Here is a 19,652-nt window from a genome sequence, read left to right as displayed (position 1 = left end):
CACGCCGAGTTTTGAGACCAGGTCTTAGGGCCGGGACTCGACCCAATCCGATCACGGCGCGAAGCAGGCCAGTTCCGGGCACCGTCGCAGGTCGGTGCACCGGCCGCCCGGCAGGTGGCCCGAGCGAACGGCACTCCGGCCCAGCGTGGGTGGCCGCCAACCGCGCGATAGTCCCTGCCCTGGCCGGGTGCACCGGACTCCGCACCCTTAGCCCCGCACAGATCGTCGCCAAGCGCGCGGCCGTTCCTGCCAGGCGCGCACCGGTCCCGCGCCCCGGCCCAGCGCGGATTGCCGTCAGACGGGCGGTCTTCCTGCCTGGCTGGCTGCCTCCGACACCTCCAGCGAGGCAGCGAGGCCGGAGGCGACGGAACCCAGCCTGGGCCGCGTGTGGCGAGTGGGTCACATGGACGACATCGCGGGCTCCTCCGGTTGGGCGGGTTGTGGGCGGGTTCGGCGGCGTCCCAACAGGAAGTACGCCTGCAGTGCCGTGTACACGAGGATCGCGGCACCGACCCACGCGCTCGTGTGCAGCGCTGTCACGAAGGACTCGCGGGCGGTGGTCAGCAGTTCCGCGCCTTCGGCGGCGGGTAGGCCGTGTGCGGTGGCTACTGCGCCGCCCAATGTGTCGTGGGCTGCGGCGGGCGTGGTGGCGGGCAGGCCCGACTGATAGACCGCCGTGGCTAGGCTGCCCAGCAGGGCGGTGCCCAGTGCGCCGCCCAGCTCGTAGCCGGTTTCCGAGATCGCGGACGCGGCTCCGGCGCGGTTGACCGGGGCGGCCGAGATCACGAGGTCGTTCGTGAGGGTCTCGGACAGCGCCACCCCGCCGCCGACCAGGACGAAGGCCACTACGACTGCGGCCAAACCCGCGTCGGCACCGATGGTGGTCAGGACCAGGAAGCCGGCCGCGCCGAGCAGCAGGCCGAGGCTGATCAGGACTGGTACGCGGACTCGGCGGGCGAGCCAGGCCGCCGCTAGGGCGCCGACGACGCCGGCGACCGTCGCGGGCAGCATCCACAAGGCCGCGACCAGCGGGGTCAGGCCGAGCACCAGCTGCAGGTACTGCGGCAGCAGGAACAGCAAGCCGACCAGCGCGAACACGCCGAGCAGGTTCGTGATCACCGAACCGGCGAACTTGCGGTTGGCGAACAGCGCAAGGTCCAGCATCGGCTGCGCGAGCCGTCGCTGCCGGCGCACGAACACCACGCCCAGCGCGAGCCCGGCGGCCATCGCGGCAGCGGCCGACCAGGTGATGCCCGACGTCGCGGCGATCTTCACGCCGTAGACGACCGGCAGCATCGTGCCCAGCGACAGCAGCGCCGACCACGGGTCGAAGCGGCCCGGGTTCGGGTCGCGGAACTCCGGCAGCAGCAGCGGGCCCGCGACGAGCAGCAGCACCATCACCGGCACGTTGATCAGGAAGACCGAACCCCACCAGAAGTGTTCGAGCAGCCAGCCACCGACCACCGGGCCGACCGCCATCCCGCCGGAGAACGCCGCGCTCCAGACCGCCACCGCGGTACGCCGCGTGCGGTCCTCGGTGAAGATGCTGCGGATCAGCGACAGCGTGGACGGCATCAGCGTCGCGCCGCCGACGCCCAGCAGCGCCCGCGCGACGATCAGCATCATCGGCGACGTGGCGAACGCCGCCAGCACCGAGGCCGCGCCGAACGCGGCACCGCCGATGAGCAGCAGCCGCCGCCTGCCGATCCGGTCGCCCAGCGTGCCCATGAAGACCAGCAATCCGGCCAGGACGAACGAGTAGACGTCGACGATCCACAGCTGTTCCGCGCCCGTGGGCGCGAGATCCTCGCTGAGGTAGGGCAGGGCAAAGCCCAGGACTGTCGTGTCCACGCTGATCAAGAGGACCGGCAGCACCAGAACTGCCAAAGCCCACCACTGGCCTCCGCGCCGCACCATGGCGCACTCTTCCTTTCTTGAACCGTCTTTACCGTCCAGACGGTACAGTTTCGTTCCTGAGGTAGAAGGTAAACCGTCTGGACGGTATAGTCAAGGCGATGCCCAAGCCTTCAGCACGTGAACGCATCCTCGGTTCGTACGAGGTCATCCTCGCCGACCGCGGCCCGGCCGAGATCACGCTCGACTCCGTCGCGGCGCACGCCGGGTGTCCAAGGGCGGCCTGCTCTACCACTTCGGTTCGAAGGACGCCCTGCGCGACGGTCTTCTCGAGCGGCTGGACCGGCTGACCGACGAAGACCTCGAACGCGCGCGCAACGCACCCGAAGGGGTGGTCCGGTACTACCTGCGCTCGGCGATCACCGACGTCACGAGCGACCTGGCGCTGCACCGCACCACGATGGCCGCGATCCGGCTGGTACTCAACGACCCGGTCGCGGCGGAAGTGACGCGGCGCTGCACCGGGCGCGCCCGCGAGCTGATGCTGGAACACGTCGAGGATCCGCTGACGGCGGAGCTGGTGTTGCTGGTCGGCGAGGGCCTCTACATGCGCGCGGCACTGGGCGAGGAGGCGACGGAAAGCCTGCTGGGACGGATCGACGAGATCGCGGAGCGGATCGAGGCTGGGGAGCCGGCCGAAGCGGCGGTCGCGGCGGGAGTGAGGAAGGACTGAGCGGCCTCCACCCGCAGACGTCAAGCCCGCACGGAAACCCCGGGGAATGCGCAGAGTCCGTGTCACATCACCTGAGACTCGCAGCCCTGGCCGGCCGACCGTCCACAAAGGACGCCAGAATCGCGGAATAACCACCTTCGGAGGGCCGTGAGGGGACCCCTGAGGGAATCAGAGTCCGTGAGGGTTCCCCTCACGGACGACCCAGCCCCGCGCCAACCCGGACCCGCCAAGAGCTGCACCGGCACCTTCGACCTCAGCTGACGAGCCTCAACGGCACCCGCGACGCCGCCTTAAGCCCCCGCCATCGCAGTCCCCGAAAGTGCCCACGCAGACCTGGGGACCCGGACGACAGAGATCCGCGACCCCCAGGCTCAAAACCAGCCGAACCCCTCAGCGAGACAGCCCGTAAACCCGCTCAATCTCCACCGTCAGCACCAGCCGCCGATCCGCCACCATCGCCGCCCGGTACTCCGCCCAGTCCGGATGCTCGCCCGCCACCTTCCGGTACAGCGAGATCAACGCCTCCACCGCCTCGTCCTCCGGCGACGACGCCACCGGCGACAGCACCGCCCGCCCCTCCGCCACCGCGTACGACCATCCATCCGACGCCGCCACGTGGTAGCTCACCCGCGGATCCCGGCGCATGTTCTTCGTCTTCGCGCGCGTATCCGTGATCGACACCCGCAGCTGCCGCGCGTCGCGATCGAAGTAATGCGTCACCGTCGACAGCTGAGGACGGCCGTCTCGCTTCAGGGTCGCCAGGACGCCTTGCTTGCTCGCCGCGATGAGGTCGTAGAGCGCTGTGTCGTCAGTCATACCCCTATGAAACCCCGGCGAGCAGGATCTGTTCCCGCCCAAAACCACCAGTGACCAGGGGCGTCCCCATATCGGGAGAAACCGGACGATACCCCTCCGGTTGAAATCTGCTTGCATGCGGCAACTAAAGTGTCTTGTGACACAACCATGGGTCGGCCGCTTGCGAAATACGCCGTACGGGCACACTCTTGCTTGAGGCAACTAGTTGCAGTCGCCAACCAATGGTTTGCACCATCCCAAGGAAGACCCACATGGCACCTCAGAACTCCGCCGTCAGGCCCGAGGCCGACCTCGACCTTGCCGACCAGCTCGGACACGAGCTGGTCCGGTTCATGCGCTTGATCACCAAGGCGAAGTCACAGGTCGCCAAGCACGGTCCGGACGGGATTGAAAGGGCCGCGTACGCGATCCTCTTCTGCCTCGTCCACGAAGGTCCGCAACGCACCAGCAAGCTGGCCGAGTTCCTGCACTCCGAGATCTCCACGATCAGCAGGCAGTCCAGTTCGCTCGTGCAGCACGGACTCGTCGAACGGCAGGCCGACCCCGAGGACGGCCGCGCCTGCTTGCTCGCCCCGACCGCCGAAGGCCTCCGCGTCTTCGACGAAAACCGCAAGCACCGCGCCCGGTGGCTGGCCGAAGTACTCGGCGACTGGAGCCAGGAGGAGCGCGAGACGCTCAACAAGCTTCTCGCGCGGCTCAACACAGGTATCGAACAGAACAATCCGTCGCTGTCCGAAATCACGGCGGCGGGACAGGCCAAGGGGGCCTCGAACGCATGACGTCCACCGTTGAAAAACAACCTCAGTCGCGAGGGGGAGCGCCCGCCGACGACGGCGAGAGCGGTCCGCGGCTGACTCACCGCCAGATCGTCACGATCATCAGCGGCCTGATGTGCGGCATGTTCCTCGCCGCGCTCGACCAGACGATCGTGGGCACCTCGATCGTCCGGATCGCCAACGACCTGCACGGCTTCGACCTGCAGGCGTGGGCGACCACGGCGTACCTGATCACGTCGACCATCGCGACGCCGATCTACGGCAAGCTTTCCGACATCTACGGCCGCAAGCCGTTCTACCTGGCCGCGATAGCGATCTTCGTCGTCGGTTCGGCGGCCGCGACCGCCTCGACCTCGATGTACGAACTGGCCGCGTTCCGCGCGGTGCAGGGTCTCGGCGCCGGCGGTCTGATGTCGCTGGCCATGACGATCATCGGCGACGTGGTCCCGCCGCGGGAGCGCCCGCGCTACCAGGGCTACTTCCTCGCCGTGTTCGGCATTTCGACCGTGCTCGGCCCGGTGCTCGGCGGCTTCTTCGCCGGTTTCGACACGCTTGCCGGCCTGCACGGCTGGCGCTGGGTGTTCCTGATCAACGTGCCGATCGGCATCGTCGCGATGTTCGTCGTCGCGAAGGTGCTGAACGTCCCGCACAACCGCCACAACCACAAGATCGACTGGTGGGGCGCGCTCACCATGGTCATCGCCGTGGTGCCGTTCCTGATCGTCGCCGAACAGGGCCAGAAGTGGGGCTGGGGCGACCAGAAGTCGATCTGGATGTACATCATCGGCGGCGTCGGCATCGTGCTGTTCATCGTCGTCGAGAAGCTGATGAAGGACGCCGCGCTGATCCCGTTGCGGCTGTTCAAGAACTCGACCTTCACCGTGGCCATCATCGGCGGCGTGATCGTCGGTGTGGCGATGTTCGGCGCGATCACGATGATCCCGCAGTACCTGCAGGTCGTGCAGGGCTACACGCCGACCGAATCGGGTCTGCTGATGCTGCCGCTGATGGTCGGCATCATGTCCAGCTCGATCATCTCCGGCCGGATCACCTCGAAGACCGGGCGCTACAAGATCTTCCCGGTCGTCGGCACGATCCTGATCGCCGCGGGCGCGTTCTTCTTCGCCATGGTCAAGTACGACACCCCGATCTGGCACCCGCTGGTGGCCGCGCTGATCATCGGCCTCGGCCTCGGCCAGTGCATGCAGACGCTGATCATCGCGGTGCAGAACGCGGGCCCGCGCAAGGACATGGGCGTGTCGACCGCGTCGGCCACGTTCTTCCGCCAGATCGGTGGTACCGCCGGGGTCGCGGTGTTCCTGACGATTCTGTTCAACGTGCTGCCGGGCAACATCACCAAGGCGTTCGGCGGGCACATGCCTCCGGGCGCGGGCGCCAACCTTGGCGACCTGTCGAGCAACACGAGCGTCATCCAGACGCTGCCGGAAGCGGTGCGCACGCCGATCCTGATCGGCTTCACCGACTCCATCACCACCGTGTTCTGGGTGGCGGGCGGCGTCGCGCTGCTGGCCACGCTGGTGCTGCTGTTCATGAAGGAAATCCCGCTCGCGGGCATGAACCCGGCGGCGGCCGCGGTCGAAGGCGGCGAGGCGCTGCTGGACCTGGACGAGACCGCTCCGGTCCCGGCCGCGGACGACACCGCGGAGCTGAAGACGGGATCGCTCTTCGAGGAGACCCCGAAGGAGCCGGTGCTCGCCGGTGTCGGCGGCAGGCACGCCCTGACCAACGGCCACGGCGACGCGCAGGCGGTGGCTGACGCCCGGCCGATGCCGATCACCAACTCGGTGGCCGACGCGGAACTGGGCATGACCACCGGCGGCGTCCCGGTCACCGGCCACGTGCGCCGCCAGGACGGCAGCCACGTGAGCGCGGCCGCGCTGACCCTGATCGACCAGCAGGGCCGTCAGGTGGCACGGGCGACCGGCAACGGCGACGGCAGCTACTCGATCCCGACCCAGGGTCCGGGAACGTACGTGCTGATCGTGTCCGCTCCCGGGCACCAGCCGCAGGCCTCCAGCGTGGTGGTCGGCGGAAACCCGGCGAACCTCGACGTCACGCTCACCGGGTCCGGCGAGCTGACCGGCGTGGTCCGTTCGATCGGCACCGCGACCCCGCTGGCGAACGCGACGGTCACGCTGACTGACTCGCGCGGCGAGGTCAACGGCGCGTTCATCACCGCCGAGGACGGCGTCTACACCTTCAGCGGCGTCGGCGCCGGGCAGTACACGCTGGTCGCGAGCGGCCCGCACTACCGCCCGGTCGCGGTCACGCTGACGGTGCCGGACAGCGGCGTGCTGCGCCACGACGTCGAACTCGCCGGCGCGGTGCTGCTCCAGGGCGTCGCGCGCACCGAGGGCGACCGGATCGTGCCGGACGCGCGGATCACCGTGCTCGACGCGAACGGCAACGTCGCGGCGGTGGCCCGCACCGACAGCGAGGGCCGGTATGTGGTCAGCGACCTGCCGATCGGCTCCTACACGGTCGTGGCCAGCGGTTACCCGCCCGCCACGAGCCAGGTGACGCTGGACGACGGCGAGGCGCAGCACGACGTGCGGCTGAGCTACGACCAGGCGCTCGACGAGCTGGTCGACCGGTCATGAGCGGGGGCCTGCGCGCACAGCTGCGCTCGAACGGCGGATGGCCGGTCGAGAACGCGGTGCTCACGGTCACCGACTTGAACGGACGACAGGTCGCGCGGCAGGTCACGGACGCGAAGGGGGCAGTGGTCACTGACCCGCTGCCCCCGGGCGTCTACACCGCCGTGATCACCGCGCCCGGGTACACGCCGCTGGCCAGGACCGTGCAGATCGGCTCCGACGGGGCCGGGCTGCTCGGCGACATCGCGCTTGTGCCGGTTTCCGGCGCGGTCGAGCTGCCGCCGGAGGGTCCGTGGACGATCGACCCGATGCACTCGTCGGTGGTCGCCACCGCGCGGCACATGGGCATCGCGAGCATCAAGGTGCGGTTCCCGGACGTCGCCGGACGGATCGAGGTCGCGCGGCCGATCGAGCGTTCGACGGTGCACGCCGAGATCAAGGCGGGCAGCATCGAAAGCGGCATCAAGATGCGCGACGACCACCTGCGCTCGGCCGAATTCCTCGACGTCGACGCGTATCCGCTCATCACGTTCGAAAGCACCGGGCTGTCCCAGCTCGGCACGGACAACTGGGCGCTGCGCGGCGTGCTCACCCTGCACGGCGAACGGCGGGACGTCACCCTCGACCTGCGCTACACCGGCCACGGCCCGGACCCGTGGGGCGGCGTGCGTGCCGCGTTCCACGCCGAAACGCAATTGCACCGCAACGATTTCGCGATCAACTACAGCGCGATGGTGCGAGCGGGCGTGGCCGCGATCGGCACGACCGTCAAGGTGGAGCTGGACATCGAGGCGGTGCAGGGCGAGTCCCTGCCGCAGTTCTAGAGAAATCCGCGACAGGCCGCCCGGGAACTGTTCCGGGCGGCCTGTTCGTTGTTAAGGGCGAAAAGGGTGAACAGTCTGGTTACCCCAGGAATACCCAAAGTCACCGAATGCGGAGGATTTGATGGTTGCGTACTGCAGCCTGTCCCAGCCACGTAGGCTCTTCGCGTGAACCTCGACGCCGCCCAGCCCGCGCACACCGCGGGAATCGGCCTGAGCTGGCTGGACACCGCCGGCCCGGTGCTCGTCTGGGTCATCGTGCTGTCGTTCGTGCTCATCGAGTGCGCGCTCATCATCGGGCTGTTCCTGCCGGGCGATTCCCTGCTGTTCGGCGCGGGCGTGGTGCTCGCGCAGCACGGATCGGACCTGAACGCGTGGCTGCTGTCCGGGGCCGCGCTGCTCACCGCCGTGTTCGGCAACCAGATCGGCTACTACATCGGCCGCGGCGCGGGCACCCAGCTGATCGCCCGGCGCGGCGGGCGGATGCTCAACCGGCGCAACCTCGAACGCGCGCAGGAGTTCCTGGACCGCAAGGGATTCTTCGCGATCGTCGCGGCGAGGTGGATCCCGTGGATCCGCACGCTGGCCCCGCTCATCGCCGGTGCCGCGCGGATGGATTCGCGGCGGTTCCTGCTCGCCACCACCGTCGGCGGGCTGCTGTGGGTGCCGACGCTGGTGCTGCTCGGCTACTACGGGGCGGGCCTGCTCGACGCCATCCCGTGGGTCAAGACCGCGGCGCTGTGGGTGAGCATCGCGTTCTTCGTGTTCGGCACCGCGTACGGCGTGCTGCGCTACCGCCAGGAAATGCGGCGTCCGGTCGACGAACCCGACGACGCGCACGCCTGAGTTTTCACGCCGGGTCGGACCAGACTTCCAGCTGGATGCCGTCCGGATCGCGGAACACGATCACCGCCGAGCCCTCGAAGGTCTGCGATTCGGTCGCGGGCAGGTAGGAGACGCCGTACTCCTGCAGGCGGTCCTCCCACTCGGCGACCTCGGCGCGCGACGACACCGAGAACGCGACATGGTCCAGACCAGTGCGTCTTTCGTCGAACGCGGGGCGCACCGCGACCGGATGCTGGACCAGCACCACGGAGAAACCGTCTCCCGCCGAACGCAGGACTACCTTGCGGACCCCGGTTTCCGGGTCTTCGCGCCGATGGCTTTCCTCGAGGTCGAGCACCCGGACGTACCAGGGAACACTTCGGTCCACATCGGTCACGGTGAGCGCCAGATGGTGCACAGACGTGAGCTTGGGCATGACTTTCGCGGCCGTCCTTTCAACCCCTCGTTCCAGACTGGCACACCGGGACAAGCGCGACGGACGAGTTCACCGACTTCCGGGGTCAATCGTGATCTGGCCGTCTCCGGGCGTCTCACAGTCCGGGAGGATCAGCGGCCGCCGCCGACCTCGAGCACCGCGCCCACGGTGAAGGACGCCTCCGGGGACAACAGCCACAGCACGGCCGCGGCGATCTCGTTCGGCTGGCCGGCGCGCCGGAGCGGGATCACCGCGCTGAACCGCTCGGGCCGGTCCGGCATCCCCGCCGCGGCGTGCAACCCGGTCTCGACCAGGCCGGGCGACACGACGTTGACCCGGATTCCTTCGTCGGCGACCTCCTGCGCGAGGCCGAAGCTGAGCGTGTTGACCGCCGCCTTGGACGCCGCGTAGTGCACCCATTCGCCCGCCGACCCGGTCCGCGAGGCGGTGGACGAGATGTTCACGATCGCGCCGCCGGACCCGCCGTAGCGCGTCGACAGCCGGCGCACCGCCTCGCGGCAGCACAGGAAAACGCCGGTGACGTTGATGTCCAGTACCCGGCGCACGGTCTCGACGCGCTGCTCGTCGAGCCTGCCTGGGGTGTTGCCGGTGATGCCCGCGTTGTTCACCACGCCGACGAGCGGGCCCAGCTCGGCCGCCGCCGAAAAAAGGCCGCTGACCTGCTGTTCGTCGGAGATATCGGCACGGTGCGCAAGCGCTTGCGCCCCCAGCGCCCGCACCCGTTCGGCGACCTCCTCGGCCGGGGCCGGGTCGCCGGAGTAGTTCACCACCACGTCGTAACCGCGGGTGGCGGCCAGTTCGCAGATCGCCGCGCCGATGCCCCGGCTGCCACCGGTGACGATCAAAACCCCCACGAGAACTCCTTGTCAGCCAGGCTTGAGCGGCTCGACGAACTGGGCGTCGAGCCACCGCATCTGCGCCATCCACATCCACCACGTCGCGTCGTCCGGACAGTGCTGCCCGTCAACCGCTTCGCCCTGCAGCCACGCCCCGAGCAGCGCGGTGATCGCCGTGCACACGTCGAGCAGCGCGCGTCCCCACCACCATTGGTGCATCGGGGTGTGCAATTCAAGGACACCGCCGTGTTCCGGCAGCACCGACAACGCCCACTCCAGCCGAGTCCGGACCTCCGCGAGCACCTCCGGTTCGAGCTGCGGTTCGCCGCTGGCCTCCCGCATCCGCTCGACCAGCAGCGCCAGCCGCTGGTCCACGACCTGCTCGCCGGGTTCGGACAGCCGCCGGTCGACCAGCGTCCGCAGCCCGTTCAGGTGCGTGCGCACGAGCGGGATGTAGGGCGGGTACAGCACGGCGATCCGGGCCTCGCCCGCCCGGTCCCAGGTGACCGCGCCCGCGTAGGGGTCCGTCGTGGCCGGGTCCTCGAACATCACCTGCTCAGGGCCTGCTCAGAGGGCGAAATTCGTCAGCGGCAGGTTCTCGAGCACCAGGTCGGCCCGGTCGCGGGTGTTCGCGATCAGGTCCGCGTTGCGCTGGTCCGAGCCGAGCGCGCGCTGCCGGGCCTCGACCAGCGAACGGCCGTAGCGCCGGTGCCGGGACACCAGCCGCTCGATCCGCTCCGGTTCGTCCGGGGCGAGGAACCAGGCCTCGGTGAGGTACTGCCGCACGCCGCTCCACGGGTCGTCCGGCAGCAGCAGGTAGTTGCCCTCGGTGATGACCAGCTGGACCTCGGGCGCGACCGCGACCGCGCCGGCGATCGGCTCCTCGATCTCGCGGCGGAAGTCCGGCGCGTACACCGTCTCGCGGCCCTCGGCGAGCCGGCGGATCAGCTGCACGTAGCCGGCCGCGTCGAAGGTGTCCGGCGCGCCCTTGCGGTCGGTGCGGCCGAGCCGCTGCAGCTCGACCTGGGCCAGGTGGAAGCCGTCCATCCCGACGACCGCGGCCCGCGAGCCGAGTGCGTTGGCGATCGCCCAGGCCAGCGTGGTCTTGCCGGAGGCGGGCGCGCCGATGATGCCGAGCACGTGCCGTTCCCGCGGTTTGGCGAGCTTCTCGGCCCGCGCCAGCAGATCCTCGAACGCCGTCATCGCACTCCCTCTTCTCTGCTCTTCGCCAGTTCCCCGACCGGCCCGGTCCACGAACGCGGACCCACGTGCCGAACCCGTTCCGCGGCTACCGCGTTCGCGTAGCCGATCCAGTCAGGGACCGCGTTGTCCCGTGCCGCCACCGCGTACGCGAGCGCACCGTGCCACACATCGCCGGCCCCCAGCGTGTCCCGCGCCTCTACGAGCGGAACGGGGACCTGCCCAGAGTCTTCCGTAGTGCTCCAGACGACCGGTTCCGGGCCTGCCGTCGTGATCGTCACTGACACTCCGCGTTCGGCCAAATCCGGTGCGGGAGCACGGAACCGCGCTGAACAGGCTGCCACGTGGACCAGTGGCAGCAACTGGTCCAGTACCGGTTTCCAGCTGCCCGCGTCGAGAATTACCGGCACCTCGCGGTCGCGGGCTTCCCGTGCGACCGCGAGCGCCAGCTCGGGATGGTGCCCGTCGACGAGAACCGCGCCTACACCGTCAAAAAGCGGTGCGAGGTCAGGCAGTTCCAGCGGCTTGTCGGCGGCGGCGTTGCGGGAGACGACGGTGCGTTCGCCGTCGCCGTCTCGCACCACGACGGCGCTCACCGGCGGTGCCTGCGTGCGTTGTGGTGCGAGGTCGACCAGGTCGACGCCACAGGCTTCCAGGTCAGCGCGCGCGAGTGCGGCTAGCGGGTGCGCACCGAGAGCCGTCACGAGAGTCGCTTCGGCACCGAGCGCGGCGACGGTCACCGCGGCGTTCGTCGCTGGCCCACCGGCCGCGACGTCCACCTGCAGCGACTGCACTTTCTCGCTCGGCTCCGGGAATTCCTCGACCCGTTGTACGACATCGACGGTGCACAACCCCGCCAGCAGCACTCGCACGTCAGGTCAACCCGGCGTGCGTCGTGGACGCGACCTCGACGACTTCGCCGTTCTCGTCAAGCTTCAACGCACCGGTGAGCAGGCCGACGACCTGGTTCATGCTGTGCGTCTTCGGCGTCACCACAGCGACCCGCTTGCCAAGCCGGTGTACGTGGATCCGATCGGCGATTTCGAAGACGTGCGGCATGTTGTGACTGATCAGCACCACCGGCAGGCCGCGGTCGCGGATCCGGCCGATCAGCTCCAGCACCTTCGCGGATTCCGCGACGCCCAGCGCGGCCGTCGGCTCGTCCATGATCACCGCTTTGGTGCCGAACGCCGCCGCGCGCGCCACCGCGACGCCTTGCCGCTGCCCGCCGGACAGCGTTTCCACCAGCTGGGTAATGGATTTGACCTTGATGCCGAGGTCGTCGAGGATCCGCTGCGCTTCGGTGCGCATGGCCGCGCTGTCGAGCTTGCGCAACCCGATGCCGAACGGTCCCTTCAACCGCTTTTCCCGGCCGAGGAACATGTTCGACGCGATGTCCAGCGCCGGCGCGACCGCCAGATCCTGGTACACCGTCTCGATTCCGTAGTGCCGGGCGTCCAGCGGGGACTTGAAGTGGACCGTCTTGCCGTCCACTTTGATCTCCCCGGCGTCCGGCACCACCGCACCGGACAACGCCTTGATGAGACTGGACTTTCCGGCCCCGTTGTCGCCGACCACGGCGAGCACCTCGCCGGGGTAAAGGTCGAAATCGGCACCGTCGATGGCGGTGACCCGGCCGTAGCGTTTCACCAGGCCGCGCGCGGAAAGGGTGGGCTGCTGCTCGTTCGAGGAAGTCATGACTGCTGCTGCCTCCGTGCGATCCGGTCCACGACCACCGCGGCGATCAGCAGCGCGCCGGTCGCCAGGTCCTGGTAGTTGCCGTCCACGCCCATCTGCGTCAATCCCGAGCGCAGCACCGCGACGACCAGCGCACCGAACAGCGTGCCCAGCACCGAACCGCGGCCGCCGAACAGGCTCGTGCCGCCCAGCACCACGGCGGTGATCGAGTCGAGGTTGCCGAGCTGGAACTGGTTCGGGTCGGCGTTCGGCGTGCGGCCGAGTGCCTGCCACGCGGCGATGCCGAAGCACAGACCGGCGACGAGGTAGACCGACAGCACGGTGCGGTTGACCTTGATCCCGGACAGCCGCGCGGACTCCGGAGCGTTGCCGACCGCGTAAACGTGCTTGCCCCACGCGGTTTTCGTGAGCGCGTACCAGACGGCGAGGAACATGAGCAGCGCGAGCGTCATGCCGTAGGTGATCGGGATGCCGCCGAAGAGGTACCGCTTCGTGCCGAGCCAGGTGAGCAGCCCGTCGGACACCGGAACCGCCTGGCCGCCCGCGATCAGCTTCGCCACCGCGGTCAGGCCGGTGAACGTGCCGAGCGTGATGATGAAGGCGGGCAGCTTGATCCGCGTCGCCAGGGTGCCGATGAACAGGCCGACGACGACCGTCAGCACGACCCCGGCCAGCAGGGCGAAGAAAACGTTGGTGACCGCCGCCAGTTTCGCCATCACCAGCGTCGCCACGACCATCGACGACGCGTTGGAGAGGTCGATGCCGGCGATCAGGATGATCAGCGTCTGGCCGAGCGCGAGCGTCCCGACCACCAGCGACTGCTGGACCACTGTGGACAGATTGTCCAGGTCGAAAAAGGTGTCCGTGGCAAAGGAAAACACCAGAACCGCCACGACCAGCGCCAGCGCCGGGCCGACCGCGGGGGCGCGCAGGAAGAACTCGCCGAGCGTCTCGCGCTCGCGGTTGTTGACCGTCTTTGCCGTCGCGGTCGTCATTTCCCGCCTCCCCAGCAGTTCTGCAGACCCCAGGCGGTGTCCTTGCTCGGCACCCCCGGCATCGGGTGGTCGGTGATCGCGGTCGAGCCGGTGTTCACGAACCCGCTCGGCTTCTTCCCGGTCTTCGCGTACTCGACCGCCGCGAGCACGCCCTGTTCGGCCATCTTCCGCGGGAACTGCATCACGGTGACGGCGAACTGGCCATTCTTGACGTTCTGCACGCCCTCGCAGCCGCCGTCGATCGAGCCGACAGTGAGCTGGCTGTTGAGCCCGCGCGCCTTGAGCGCCGCGTACGCGCCGCGGCCCATCGGCTCGTTCATCGTGTAGACCGCGTTGAGGTCGGTGGTGCGCTGGAGCAGGTTCTCCATGCCCTGCTGGGCGAGGCTCTGGTCGCCGTTGGCGTTGGCGTGCCCCTTGATCTGCGGCGCGCCGTCCTTCAGCCCGATGCCCTTGAGGAACCCGCCGTGCCGCTGGGTGTCGACCGAACTGCCCGCGGTGCCGTCGACCATCAGGATCTTGGGGTCCGCGCCCTTCAGCGCCGCCTTGACGTACGCGCCCTGCTGCTCGCCGGCCGCGAAGTTGTCGGTGGCGAAGGTGGCGTCGACCGCGTCCGGCGGTTCGGTCGCGGTGTCGAGGGCGATCACCAGGATGCCGGCGTCGCGAGCGTCCTTGATGGCCTTGAGCACGCCGGTGGAGGAGCTTGGCGTGATCAGGATGGTGTTGACGCCCTGCTGCATCAGGTTCTCGATGGCCCGCACCTGACCGTCGTTGTCGCCGTCGAACTGGCCCGCGAGCGCATGGAAGTCGGCGCCGTTGGCCTTCGCCGCGGCGGACGCGGCGTTGCGCAGTTCGACGAAGTACGGGTTGGTGTCGGTCTTCGTGACGAGGCCGACCTTGGCCTTGCCGCTACCGCCGGTTTTGGAGCTGCCGCCCCAGTGGCGTTCGACGGTGCACCCGGCGGTGGAGACCGCGACAGCGGCCGCCAGAGCGAGTGCGGTGAGACTCCGGTGTCTCATGGGGATGCCCTCCGAATCGAGGTGCGAGCTTGCCGATGGACGGGAAGGTAGACAGACTCGGGGGTTGACGCAAGCGTTTGCGCAAACGCTTGCCGACGCTCCTGGTTTAGCTCTCTTGATGAAGGACAGACATGCCGCGATCCCGCTCCGCCCGCCCGACCCAGCGCGACATCGCCGAAATGGCGGGCGTGTCGATCACGACGGTCTCACACGTCGTGAACGGCACGCGGGCGGTGGCCGAGGAGACGAAAGCCGCGGTCCTGCGCGCGATCGAAACCACCGGGTACACCGGCGACGCGATCGCGCGTTCGCTGGTCACCGGGGGTACGCGGTCCATCGGGATGGCGATCTCGCTGGTCGCGAACCCGTACTTCGCGGCGCTGATGCACGCGATCGAGCGAGAGGCGTCGGCAAACGGATACACCGTGCTGCTGGCGGACACGCACGACACCGCGGGCACCGAACGGGACGTGGTGCGCGCGCTGCGGTCGCGACGGGTCGACGGCCTGCTGATCACGCCCGCGCCCGGCGACGGGTCGGTGCTCGGCGAACTGGTGTCGCTGGACGTGCCGACCGTGCTCATGGACCGGCTCACCACCCGGACCGACATCGACCAGGTCGGCGCGGAGAACATCCAGGCGACCTCGGCGCTGACCGCGCATCTGGCGTCGCTCGGCCACCGCCGGATCGGGATGATCTCCGGCGCTCCCGGCCTGACGACGAGCGACGAACGCGTCCTCGGCTACCGCCTCGGCCTCGGCCGGTCCGGGCTGACCTGGTCGCCCGACCTGGTCGCGTGCGGACAGTCCTCCCGCGACGGCGGCGGGCTGGCGCTGAGCACGCTGCTGGCGCTGCCGGAACCGCCTTCGGCCTTGGTGGTGGCCAACGACAGCATGATGGTGGGCGTCCTCCACGAGGCGCGGCGACGGGGCCTGCGGATCGGCCAGGACCTGCCGGTGGTGGTGTACGACGACGTCGAGTGGGCCGATCTCGTGGACCCGCCGCTCACGACCATGGCCCAGCCGATCGACGAAATCGGCAAGCGGGCGGTGCAGTTGCTGCTGGCTCGACTGGCGGATCCCGGCCGTCCCGCCGAGACTGTCCGGTTGCCCCCGACCCTGCGGCACCGGGCTTCCTGCGGGTGCGCGTAGGCCCCGGTCTTGACTGCCCGGTGTAACCAAGCAGGTGCTTCGTTCACTCACCTCAGTGATTCTCGGGACCCGATCGTCTCGGACCCTCTCGTCGGCGGCCCGACAGTGGCTACTGTTGGGTAGGTACCGACGACGAGGGCCATGAGAAATGACCGTTCTGGCGCCGGAGGTCTCCCACTGGGACCTGCCGGTCACCCATCGGTTCGGGGTGGCATTGGGGAGGCACGCCAGCCCGTACCACGACCAGCTGCTGCGTGCGATCCGCGGCGCTGCCGCGCGGGCGGGTTGCGACCTGCTGCTGGCCGACACCAGCGATTCGGCGCGCGAGGAAGCCGAAGTGCTGCGCGCGCTGCAGGCGGACCGGGTCGACGGCGTACTGCTGGTGCCCGCCCCCGGTGACGAGGCCGTGGTCAATGGGCTCGTGCGCACTGGCGTGCCCACCGTGCTGGTCGACCGGGTCGCCGGCCGCAACGACGTCGACCAGGTCGGGTCGGAGAACTTCCAGGCCATGTCCGCGCTGGTCGAACACCTGGCATCGCGACGGCACCGGCGGATCGCGCTGATCACCGGTGCCGAGGGCACCACCGTCAGCGAAGAACGCGCCCTGGGTTACCGCCTGGGCCTGGGCCGCGCCGGGCTGCGCTATCACCCGGAACTGGTCGCGTCCGGCCAATCCACGGCGGGCGGCGCGGCTCGGGCCGCAGCCAAACTCCTGGACGGCTGGCCGTCGCCGACTGCCCTGGTGGTCGCTGGCGAGGCGATGCTGATCGGCGTGCAGTGGGAAGCGCACCGGCGCGGGATTCGGATCGGGTCGGAGCTGGCGGTGGTCGGTTACGGCGACATGGACTGGGCGCGCACGGTTTCCCCCGGCGTGACGACCATGGCGCAACCGATCTCGGAGATCGGCCGCCGAGCGGTGCAGTTGTTGCTCGCTCGCTGCCGGGAGCCGGAGCGTCGTCCGGAGTCGGTCCGCCTCGCGCCTCGGTTCCTGCACCGGGCTTCGTGCGGCTGCTGAGTTTCTATAGGGATGCTGCTGCTTCCAGCAACATCCACCCTCCAATTTGGACGGATAGGTCTCGCTGCGCTTTGTTCGGCGGGTTCTCTGCGGGCTTCGACCACTCCGCGCTGAACAGTGGTCCGGTTTTCTCTTGTGCTGACCCGTTCCAGCATGCTTCTGCCGACTTCTGCACGAGGTTCTTCGCCGTCTCCGCCTCTGGCCTTGGCAGGTTTTTCGCCGCGAGTGCCAAGTAGCGCGCCAGGATCGCTGAGAACAGCCCTCCGTCGCCGCCTTCCGAGCCGGGCAGGATTCCTTCGGGCGACATGTGTTCTTCTACCGCCCGGATGGTGCGCGCTGCATCTTCCGGGCGGTTCTGTTCCAGGCAGGCACCAAGGTAAACCCCTTGGCAGTACGAGAAAATATGCTTGACGACTTCGCCGGTGTCCGCGCGGATCCCGTCCCAGACGAGCCCCGTTTTGGGGTCTACCAACGTATCGGTGAGCCATTGCGTCATTTCCCGCGCACGCTCGCCGTCACCCGACCGGGCGTGGAAGATGGCGGCCGGACCGTTCGCGGGGGTATTCTTGAAGGAGTCGCCGCGCCGCCACCAAATTCCTCCGCCAAGGTCTTCTGTCCAGCCTTCGTGCAGCCGCTTGTCAATGGCTTCGAGTGCTTCGTCCACTGTGGACTTATTGCGTCCTGTGGATAGCTCGCGCACTCGTTGCAGGGCGAGTCCGAGCCAGGCGATGTCGTCGTAGTAGTCGTTGACCCACGAGCCGAAGTTGCGTCGGTGCACCGTCGTGATGAAGCGGTTGATCAGCCGCGCACGCTCGTCGGTGGGTTCGCGGAGCTGCGCGTCGACCAGACTGTCGAGGAGGTGGGCCTGCCACCAGTAGTTCCAGTGCCAGTGCAACCGCTGGCTCACAGTGGGCGGCCAGCCGCTGCGGCCGAGCGCTGTGCCGGGGATCGCCCATAGGCGGCGGAGATGCCTGGTGCACACCGCACGTTCTGCCGCCGCGGCACGGGCGGCTGCTTCGGCAGGGGCGGCTGCCGCGGCTCGCTCGGCTGCTGCGGCACGGACGGCGGGGGTGGCACGGTCAGCTGCCGTGGCCCGCTCGGCTGCCTCAGCAGCGGTGGCTGCTGCGGTGCGCTCAACTGCCTCGGCAGGGGCGACTGGCGAGGTGCGGGCGGCTGGTGCGGCACGCCCGGCGGCTGCCGCGCGCTCGACTGGCGCGGAACGCCCAGTCGTCTCGGGTCGCTCAGCCACCACGGCTTGCCCAACCGACTCGGGCCGCCCAGCTTCGGCTGGCCCAGACGGCTCAGGCCGCTCAACTGCCGTGGCCCGCTCGGACGTCTCGGGCCGCGCCACAGCCTCGGCCCGCCCGGCGGCCTTGGGCTGTTCCGCGGCCTCGGGCCGCTCAGCTGCCGCGGCGTGAGCAGCGGAGTCTGTCGCATCGCCGCGCGCGGCAGAGTCCCTGTGCGCAGCGGAATCAGCGGGCTCGGCGGAATCGGCGGTCATAGGTCGATTCTGCCTGCACGGTGGGAAACTTGCCTCTCCACGACACTTCCCGGCCGGACAAACGAACTCCGGAGGCGCGTCTCCGGAGAACTGTCCGGCTGGCGTCGGGGCGGGGGTCGTGAGTGTTTATCCCGGCTAGAACCGGCATAGCCACTCACGACCCCCACCGCGAGGCACGGTCACCAGGCCTTGGCCAAGTCCGCATGCTGACGAATCCACGCGTGCATCACGATGCCGGCCGCGACGCCCGCATTAATCGACCTTGTTGTGCCGAACTGGGCGATGGATACCACTTTCGCCGAGTCGGTCTGGGCTGCTTCGGACAGGCCGGGGCCTTCCTGGCCGAACAGCAGCAGGCACTCCCGGGGCAGCACCGCGGTTTCCACCGGCTCGGCACCGGGGGTGTTGTCGACAGCCACCACGGTCAAGCCCCCGGCCGTGGCGAAGTCCAGCAGGCTTGCGACATCCTCGTGGTGGCGGAGGTGCTGGTAGCGGTCCGTGACCATGGCACCCCGGCGGTTCCAGCGGCGGCGGCCGACTATGTGTACCTCCGCGGCCGCGAAGGCGTTCGCCGTGCGGACGACCGTGCCGATGTTGTGGTCGTGCTGGAAGTTCTCGATCGCGACGTGGAACGGGTGCCGCCGGGTGTCCACATCGGACACGATTGCCTCGCGGCGCCAGTAGCGGTAGGCGTCGACCACGTTGCGGCGGTCGCCGTTGGTCAGGAGTTCGGGGTCGTAGCGCGGGTCGGTTGGCCAGGTGCCTGGCCAAGGACCGACGCCGACCTCCTCGCGGTTCACCCACTCGGTGGGACCCGCTTCGGGTTGTTCCGTCGTCACGAAGGACGATTGTCGCTCAGCCGAGGCTGACGCCGTGCGCCGGACTGTCGTCGTGGCGGTGCCGCCAGCGCAGATACGCGCCGAGGTACGAGATCACCAGCACCGCCAGCGCCACGGCCACCACCACCGGCAGCAGCGAGCGCGGGATCACCGTGCCATAGAGGTAATACGCGTTGAACCCGCCGGGCAGATCGCCGAGGCCCTGCTGATGCCGGAAGAAATCCTCCAGCGCGGTGAGCGGGCACGGAATCGGCGTGACATTGACCAGCACACCCCACACCGCGAAGAAAATGTGCACGAAAATGACCTTCGGCCACCGCCACGCGAGGAAGCCGCCGAAGCCGATGAAGAGCAGGGCGAGGATGTGCACCGCCACGGTGACGTCTGCGAGAACATGCGCGACCGTCGTGTCCACCTTCGCCCCCTTCAGTGCACCTACCAGCGACGTTACTCCGATTTACCGCACCGGGAGCGGGAAATAGGGGGACCCGATGTGATGTT

At 69.0% G+C, this 19,652-nt stretch carries 20 protein-coding genes; 7 read left to right on the top strand and 13 right to left on the bottom strand.

The genetic code is table 11. From position 1 onward, the window contains the following. Positions 1-399: 399 nt before the first annotated feature. A complete protein-coding gene (locus ACFSVL_RS12585) occupies positions 400-1,917 on the bottom strand; it encodes an MFS transporter (protein ID WP_378303638.1) in 1,518 nt (505 codons plus the stop codon). A 205-nt stretch (positions 1,918-2,122) separates the two neighbouring features. Between ACFSVL_RS12585 and ACFSVL_RS12580 the strand changes: the two genes are divergently transcribed. Beyond that, a complete protein-coding gene (locus ACFSVL_RS12580; protein WP_449224373.1) occupies positions 2,123-2,587 on the top strand; it encodes a TetR/AcrR family transcriptional regulator in 465 nt (154 codons plus the stop codon). A 390-nt stretch (positions 2,588-2,977) separates the two neighbouring features. Here the strand turns inward: ACFSVL_RS12580 and ACFSVL_RS12575 are convergent, their stop codons facing one another. Continuing rightward, the gene (locus ACFSVL_RS12575) at positions 2,978-3,403 is read right to left on the bottom strand and encodes a PPOX class F420-dependent oxidoreductase (protein WP_378303636.1); all 426 of its coding nucleotides are present in this window, start codon (positions 3,401-3,403) and stop codon (positions 2,978-2,980) included. A 251-nt stretch (positions 3,404-3,654) separates the two neighbouring features. Between ACFSVL_RS12575 and ACFSVL_RS12570 the strand changes: the two genes are divergently transcribed. The 4 genes from ACFSVL_RS12570 (at position 3,655) to ACFSVL_RS12555 (ending at position 8,464) form a co-directional block, all read left to right on the top strand. Then, positions 3,655-4,182, top strand: a complete 528-nt coding sequence (locus ACFSVL_RS12570) for a MarR family winged helix-turn-helix transcriptional regulator (protein ID WP_378303634.1) — start codon at positions 3,655-3,657, stop codon at positions 4,180-4,182. Further along, complete coding sequence (locus ACFSVL_RS12565) at positions 4,179-6,800, top strand: MFS transporter (protein ID WP_378303632.1); 2,622 nt, start codon at positions 4,179-4,181, stop codon at positions 6,798-6,800. The genes ACFSVL_RS12570 and ACFSVL_RS12565 overlap by 4 nt, the downstream gene beginning before the upstream one ends. After that, positions 6,797-7,621, top strand: coding sequence for a YceI family protein (locus ACFSVL_RS12560; RefSeq protein WP_378303630.1), 825 nt, complete (start codon positions 6,797-6,799; stop codon positions 7,619-7,621). Before ACFSVL_RS12565 ends, ACFSVL_RS12560 begins: the two co-directional genes overlap by 4 nt. Before the next feature lie 165 nt (positions 7,622-7,786). Further along, entirely contained in the window at positions 7,787-8,464 is a 678-nt protein-coding gene (locus tag ACFSVL_RS12555) for a DedA family protein (protein WP_378303629.1), read from the top strand. 4 nt (positions 8,465-8,468) lie between these two features. On the opposite strand, the gene ACFSVL_RS12550 is transcribed toward ACFSVL_RS12555, so the two are convergent. The 8 genes from ACFSVL_RS12550 to ACFSVL_RS12515 form a co-directional block, all read right to left on the bottom strand. Beyond that, complete coding sequence (locus ACFSVL_RS12550) at positions 8,469-8,879, bottom strand: VOC family protein (RefSeq protein WP_378303627.1); 411 nt, start codon at positions 8,877-8,879, stop codon at positions 8,469-8,471. Positions 8,880-9,010: 131 nt separating this feature from the next. Beyond that, positions 9,011-9,754, bottom strand: a complete 744-nt coding sequence (locus ACFSVL_RS12545) for an SDR family oxidoreductase (protein ID WP_378303625.1) — start codon at positions 9,752-9,754, stop codon at positions 9,011-9,013. 12 nt (positions 9,755-9,766) lie between these two features. Further along, the gene (locus tag ACFSVL_RS12540) at positions 9,767-10,285 is read right to left on the bottom strand and encodes a hypothetical protein (RefSeq protein WP_378303623.1); all 519 of its coding nucleotides are present in this window, start codon (positions 10,283-10,285) and stop codon (positions 9,767-9,769) included. 18 nt (positions 10,286-10,303) lie between these two features. Further along, positions 10,304-10,939, bottom strand: a complete 636-nt coding sequence (locus tag ACFSVL_RS12535) for a nucleoside/nucleotide kinase family protein (RefSeq protein WP_378303621.1) — start codon at positions 10,937-10,939, stop codon at positions 10,304-10,306. Beyond that, positions 10,936-11,802, bottom strand: coding sequence for a PfkB family carbohydrate kinase (locus ACFSVL_RS12530; RefSeq protein ID WP_378304256.1), 867 nt, complete (start codon positions 11,800-11,802; stop codon positions 10,936-10,938). Before ACFSVL_RS12530 ends, ACFSVL_RS12535 begins: the two co-directional genes overlap by 4 nt. Before the next feature lie 7 nt (positions 11,803-11,809). Then, a complete protein-coding gene (locus tag ACFSVL_RS12525) occupies positions 11,810-12,634 on the bottom strand; it encodes an ATP-binding cassette domain-containing protein (protein ID WP_378303619.1) in 825 nt (274 codons plus the stop codon). Beyond that, positions 12,631-13,629, bottom strand: coding sequence for an ABC transporter permease (locus ACFSVL_RS12520; protein ID WP_378303617.1), 999 nt, complete (start codon positions 13,627-13,629; stop codon positions 12,631-12,633). Before ACFSVL_RS12520 ends, ACFSVL_RS12525 begins: the two co-directional genes overlap by 4 nt. Next, positions 13,626-14,645, bottom strand: a complete 1,020-nt coding sequence (locus ACFSVL_RS12515) for a substrate-binding domain-containing protein (RefSeq protein WP_378303615.1) — start codon at positions 14,643-14,645, stop codon at positions 13,626-13,628. The genes ACFSVL_RS12520 and ACFSVL_RS12515 overlap by 4 nt, the downstream gene beginning before the upstream one ends. Positions 14,646-14,776: 131 nt before the next feature. Between ACFSVL_RS12515 and ACFSVL_RS12510 the strand changes: the two genes are divergently transcribed. Together ACFSVL_RS12510 and ACFSVL_RS12505 are read left to right on the top strand one after the other, a co-directional pair. Beyond that, positions 14,777-15,796 carry a LacI family DNA-binding transcriptional regulator gene (locus ACFSVL_RS12510; protein WP_378303613.1) on the top strand — a complete coding sequence of 340 codons (1,020 nt, stop codon included), beginning with the start codon at positions 14,777-14,779 and terminating at the stop codon, positions 15,794-15,796. A 148-nt stretch (positions 15,797-15,944) separates the two neighbouring features. Beyond that, the gene (locus ACFSVL_RS12505; RefSeq protein ID WP_378303611.1) at positions 15,945-16,811 is read left to right on the top strand and encodes a LacI family DNA-binding transcriptional regulator; all 867 of its coding nucleotides are present in this window, start codon (positions 15,945-15,947) and stop codon (positions 16,809-16,811) included. A gap of 4 nt (positions 16,812-16,815) precedes the next feature. On the opposite strand, the gene ACFSVL_RS12500 is transcribed toward ACFSVL_RS12505, so the two are convergent. The 3 genes from ACFSVL_RS12500 to ACFSVL_RS12490 all read right to left on the bottom strand — a co-directional run bounded on the left by ACFSVL_RS12500 (position 16,816) and on the right by ACFSVL_RS12490 (position 19,566). After that, complete coding sequence (locus tag ACFSVL_RS12500; protein ID WP_378303609.1) at positions 16,816-17,793, bottom strand: glycoside hydrolase family 76 protein; 978 nt, start codon at positions 17,791-17,793, stop codon at positions 16,816-16,818. Between the two features lie 698 nt (positions 17,794-18,491). Next, positions 18,492-19,151 (bottom strand): TrmH family RNA methyltransferase, encoded by a 660-nt coding sequence (locus ACFSVL_RS12495; RefSeq protein WP_378303607.1) that lies wholly within the window; start codon positions 19,149-19,151, stop codon positions 18,492-18,494. A gap of 16 nt (positions 19,152-19,167) precedes the next feature. Next, positions 19,168-19,566: a DUF2784 domain-containing protein gene (locus ACFSVL_RS12490; protein ID WP_378303605.1), complete on the bottom strand. Its 399-nt coding sequence runs from the start codon at positions 19,564-19,566 to the stop codon at positions 19,168-19,170. Positions 19,567-19,652 lie beyond the last annotated feature (86 nt).

The sequence above is a fragment of the Amycolatopsis silviterrae genome (genome assembly GCF_042684085.1).
Taxonomy (GTDB): Bacteria; Actinomycetota; Actinomycetes; order Mycobacteriales; family Pseudonocardiaceae; genus Amycolatopsis; species Amycolatopsis silviterrae.
Note: the sequence above shows the minus strand (reverse complement) of the source record. Positions and strands in the feature narration are given on the sequence as shown.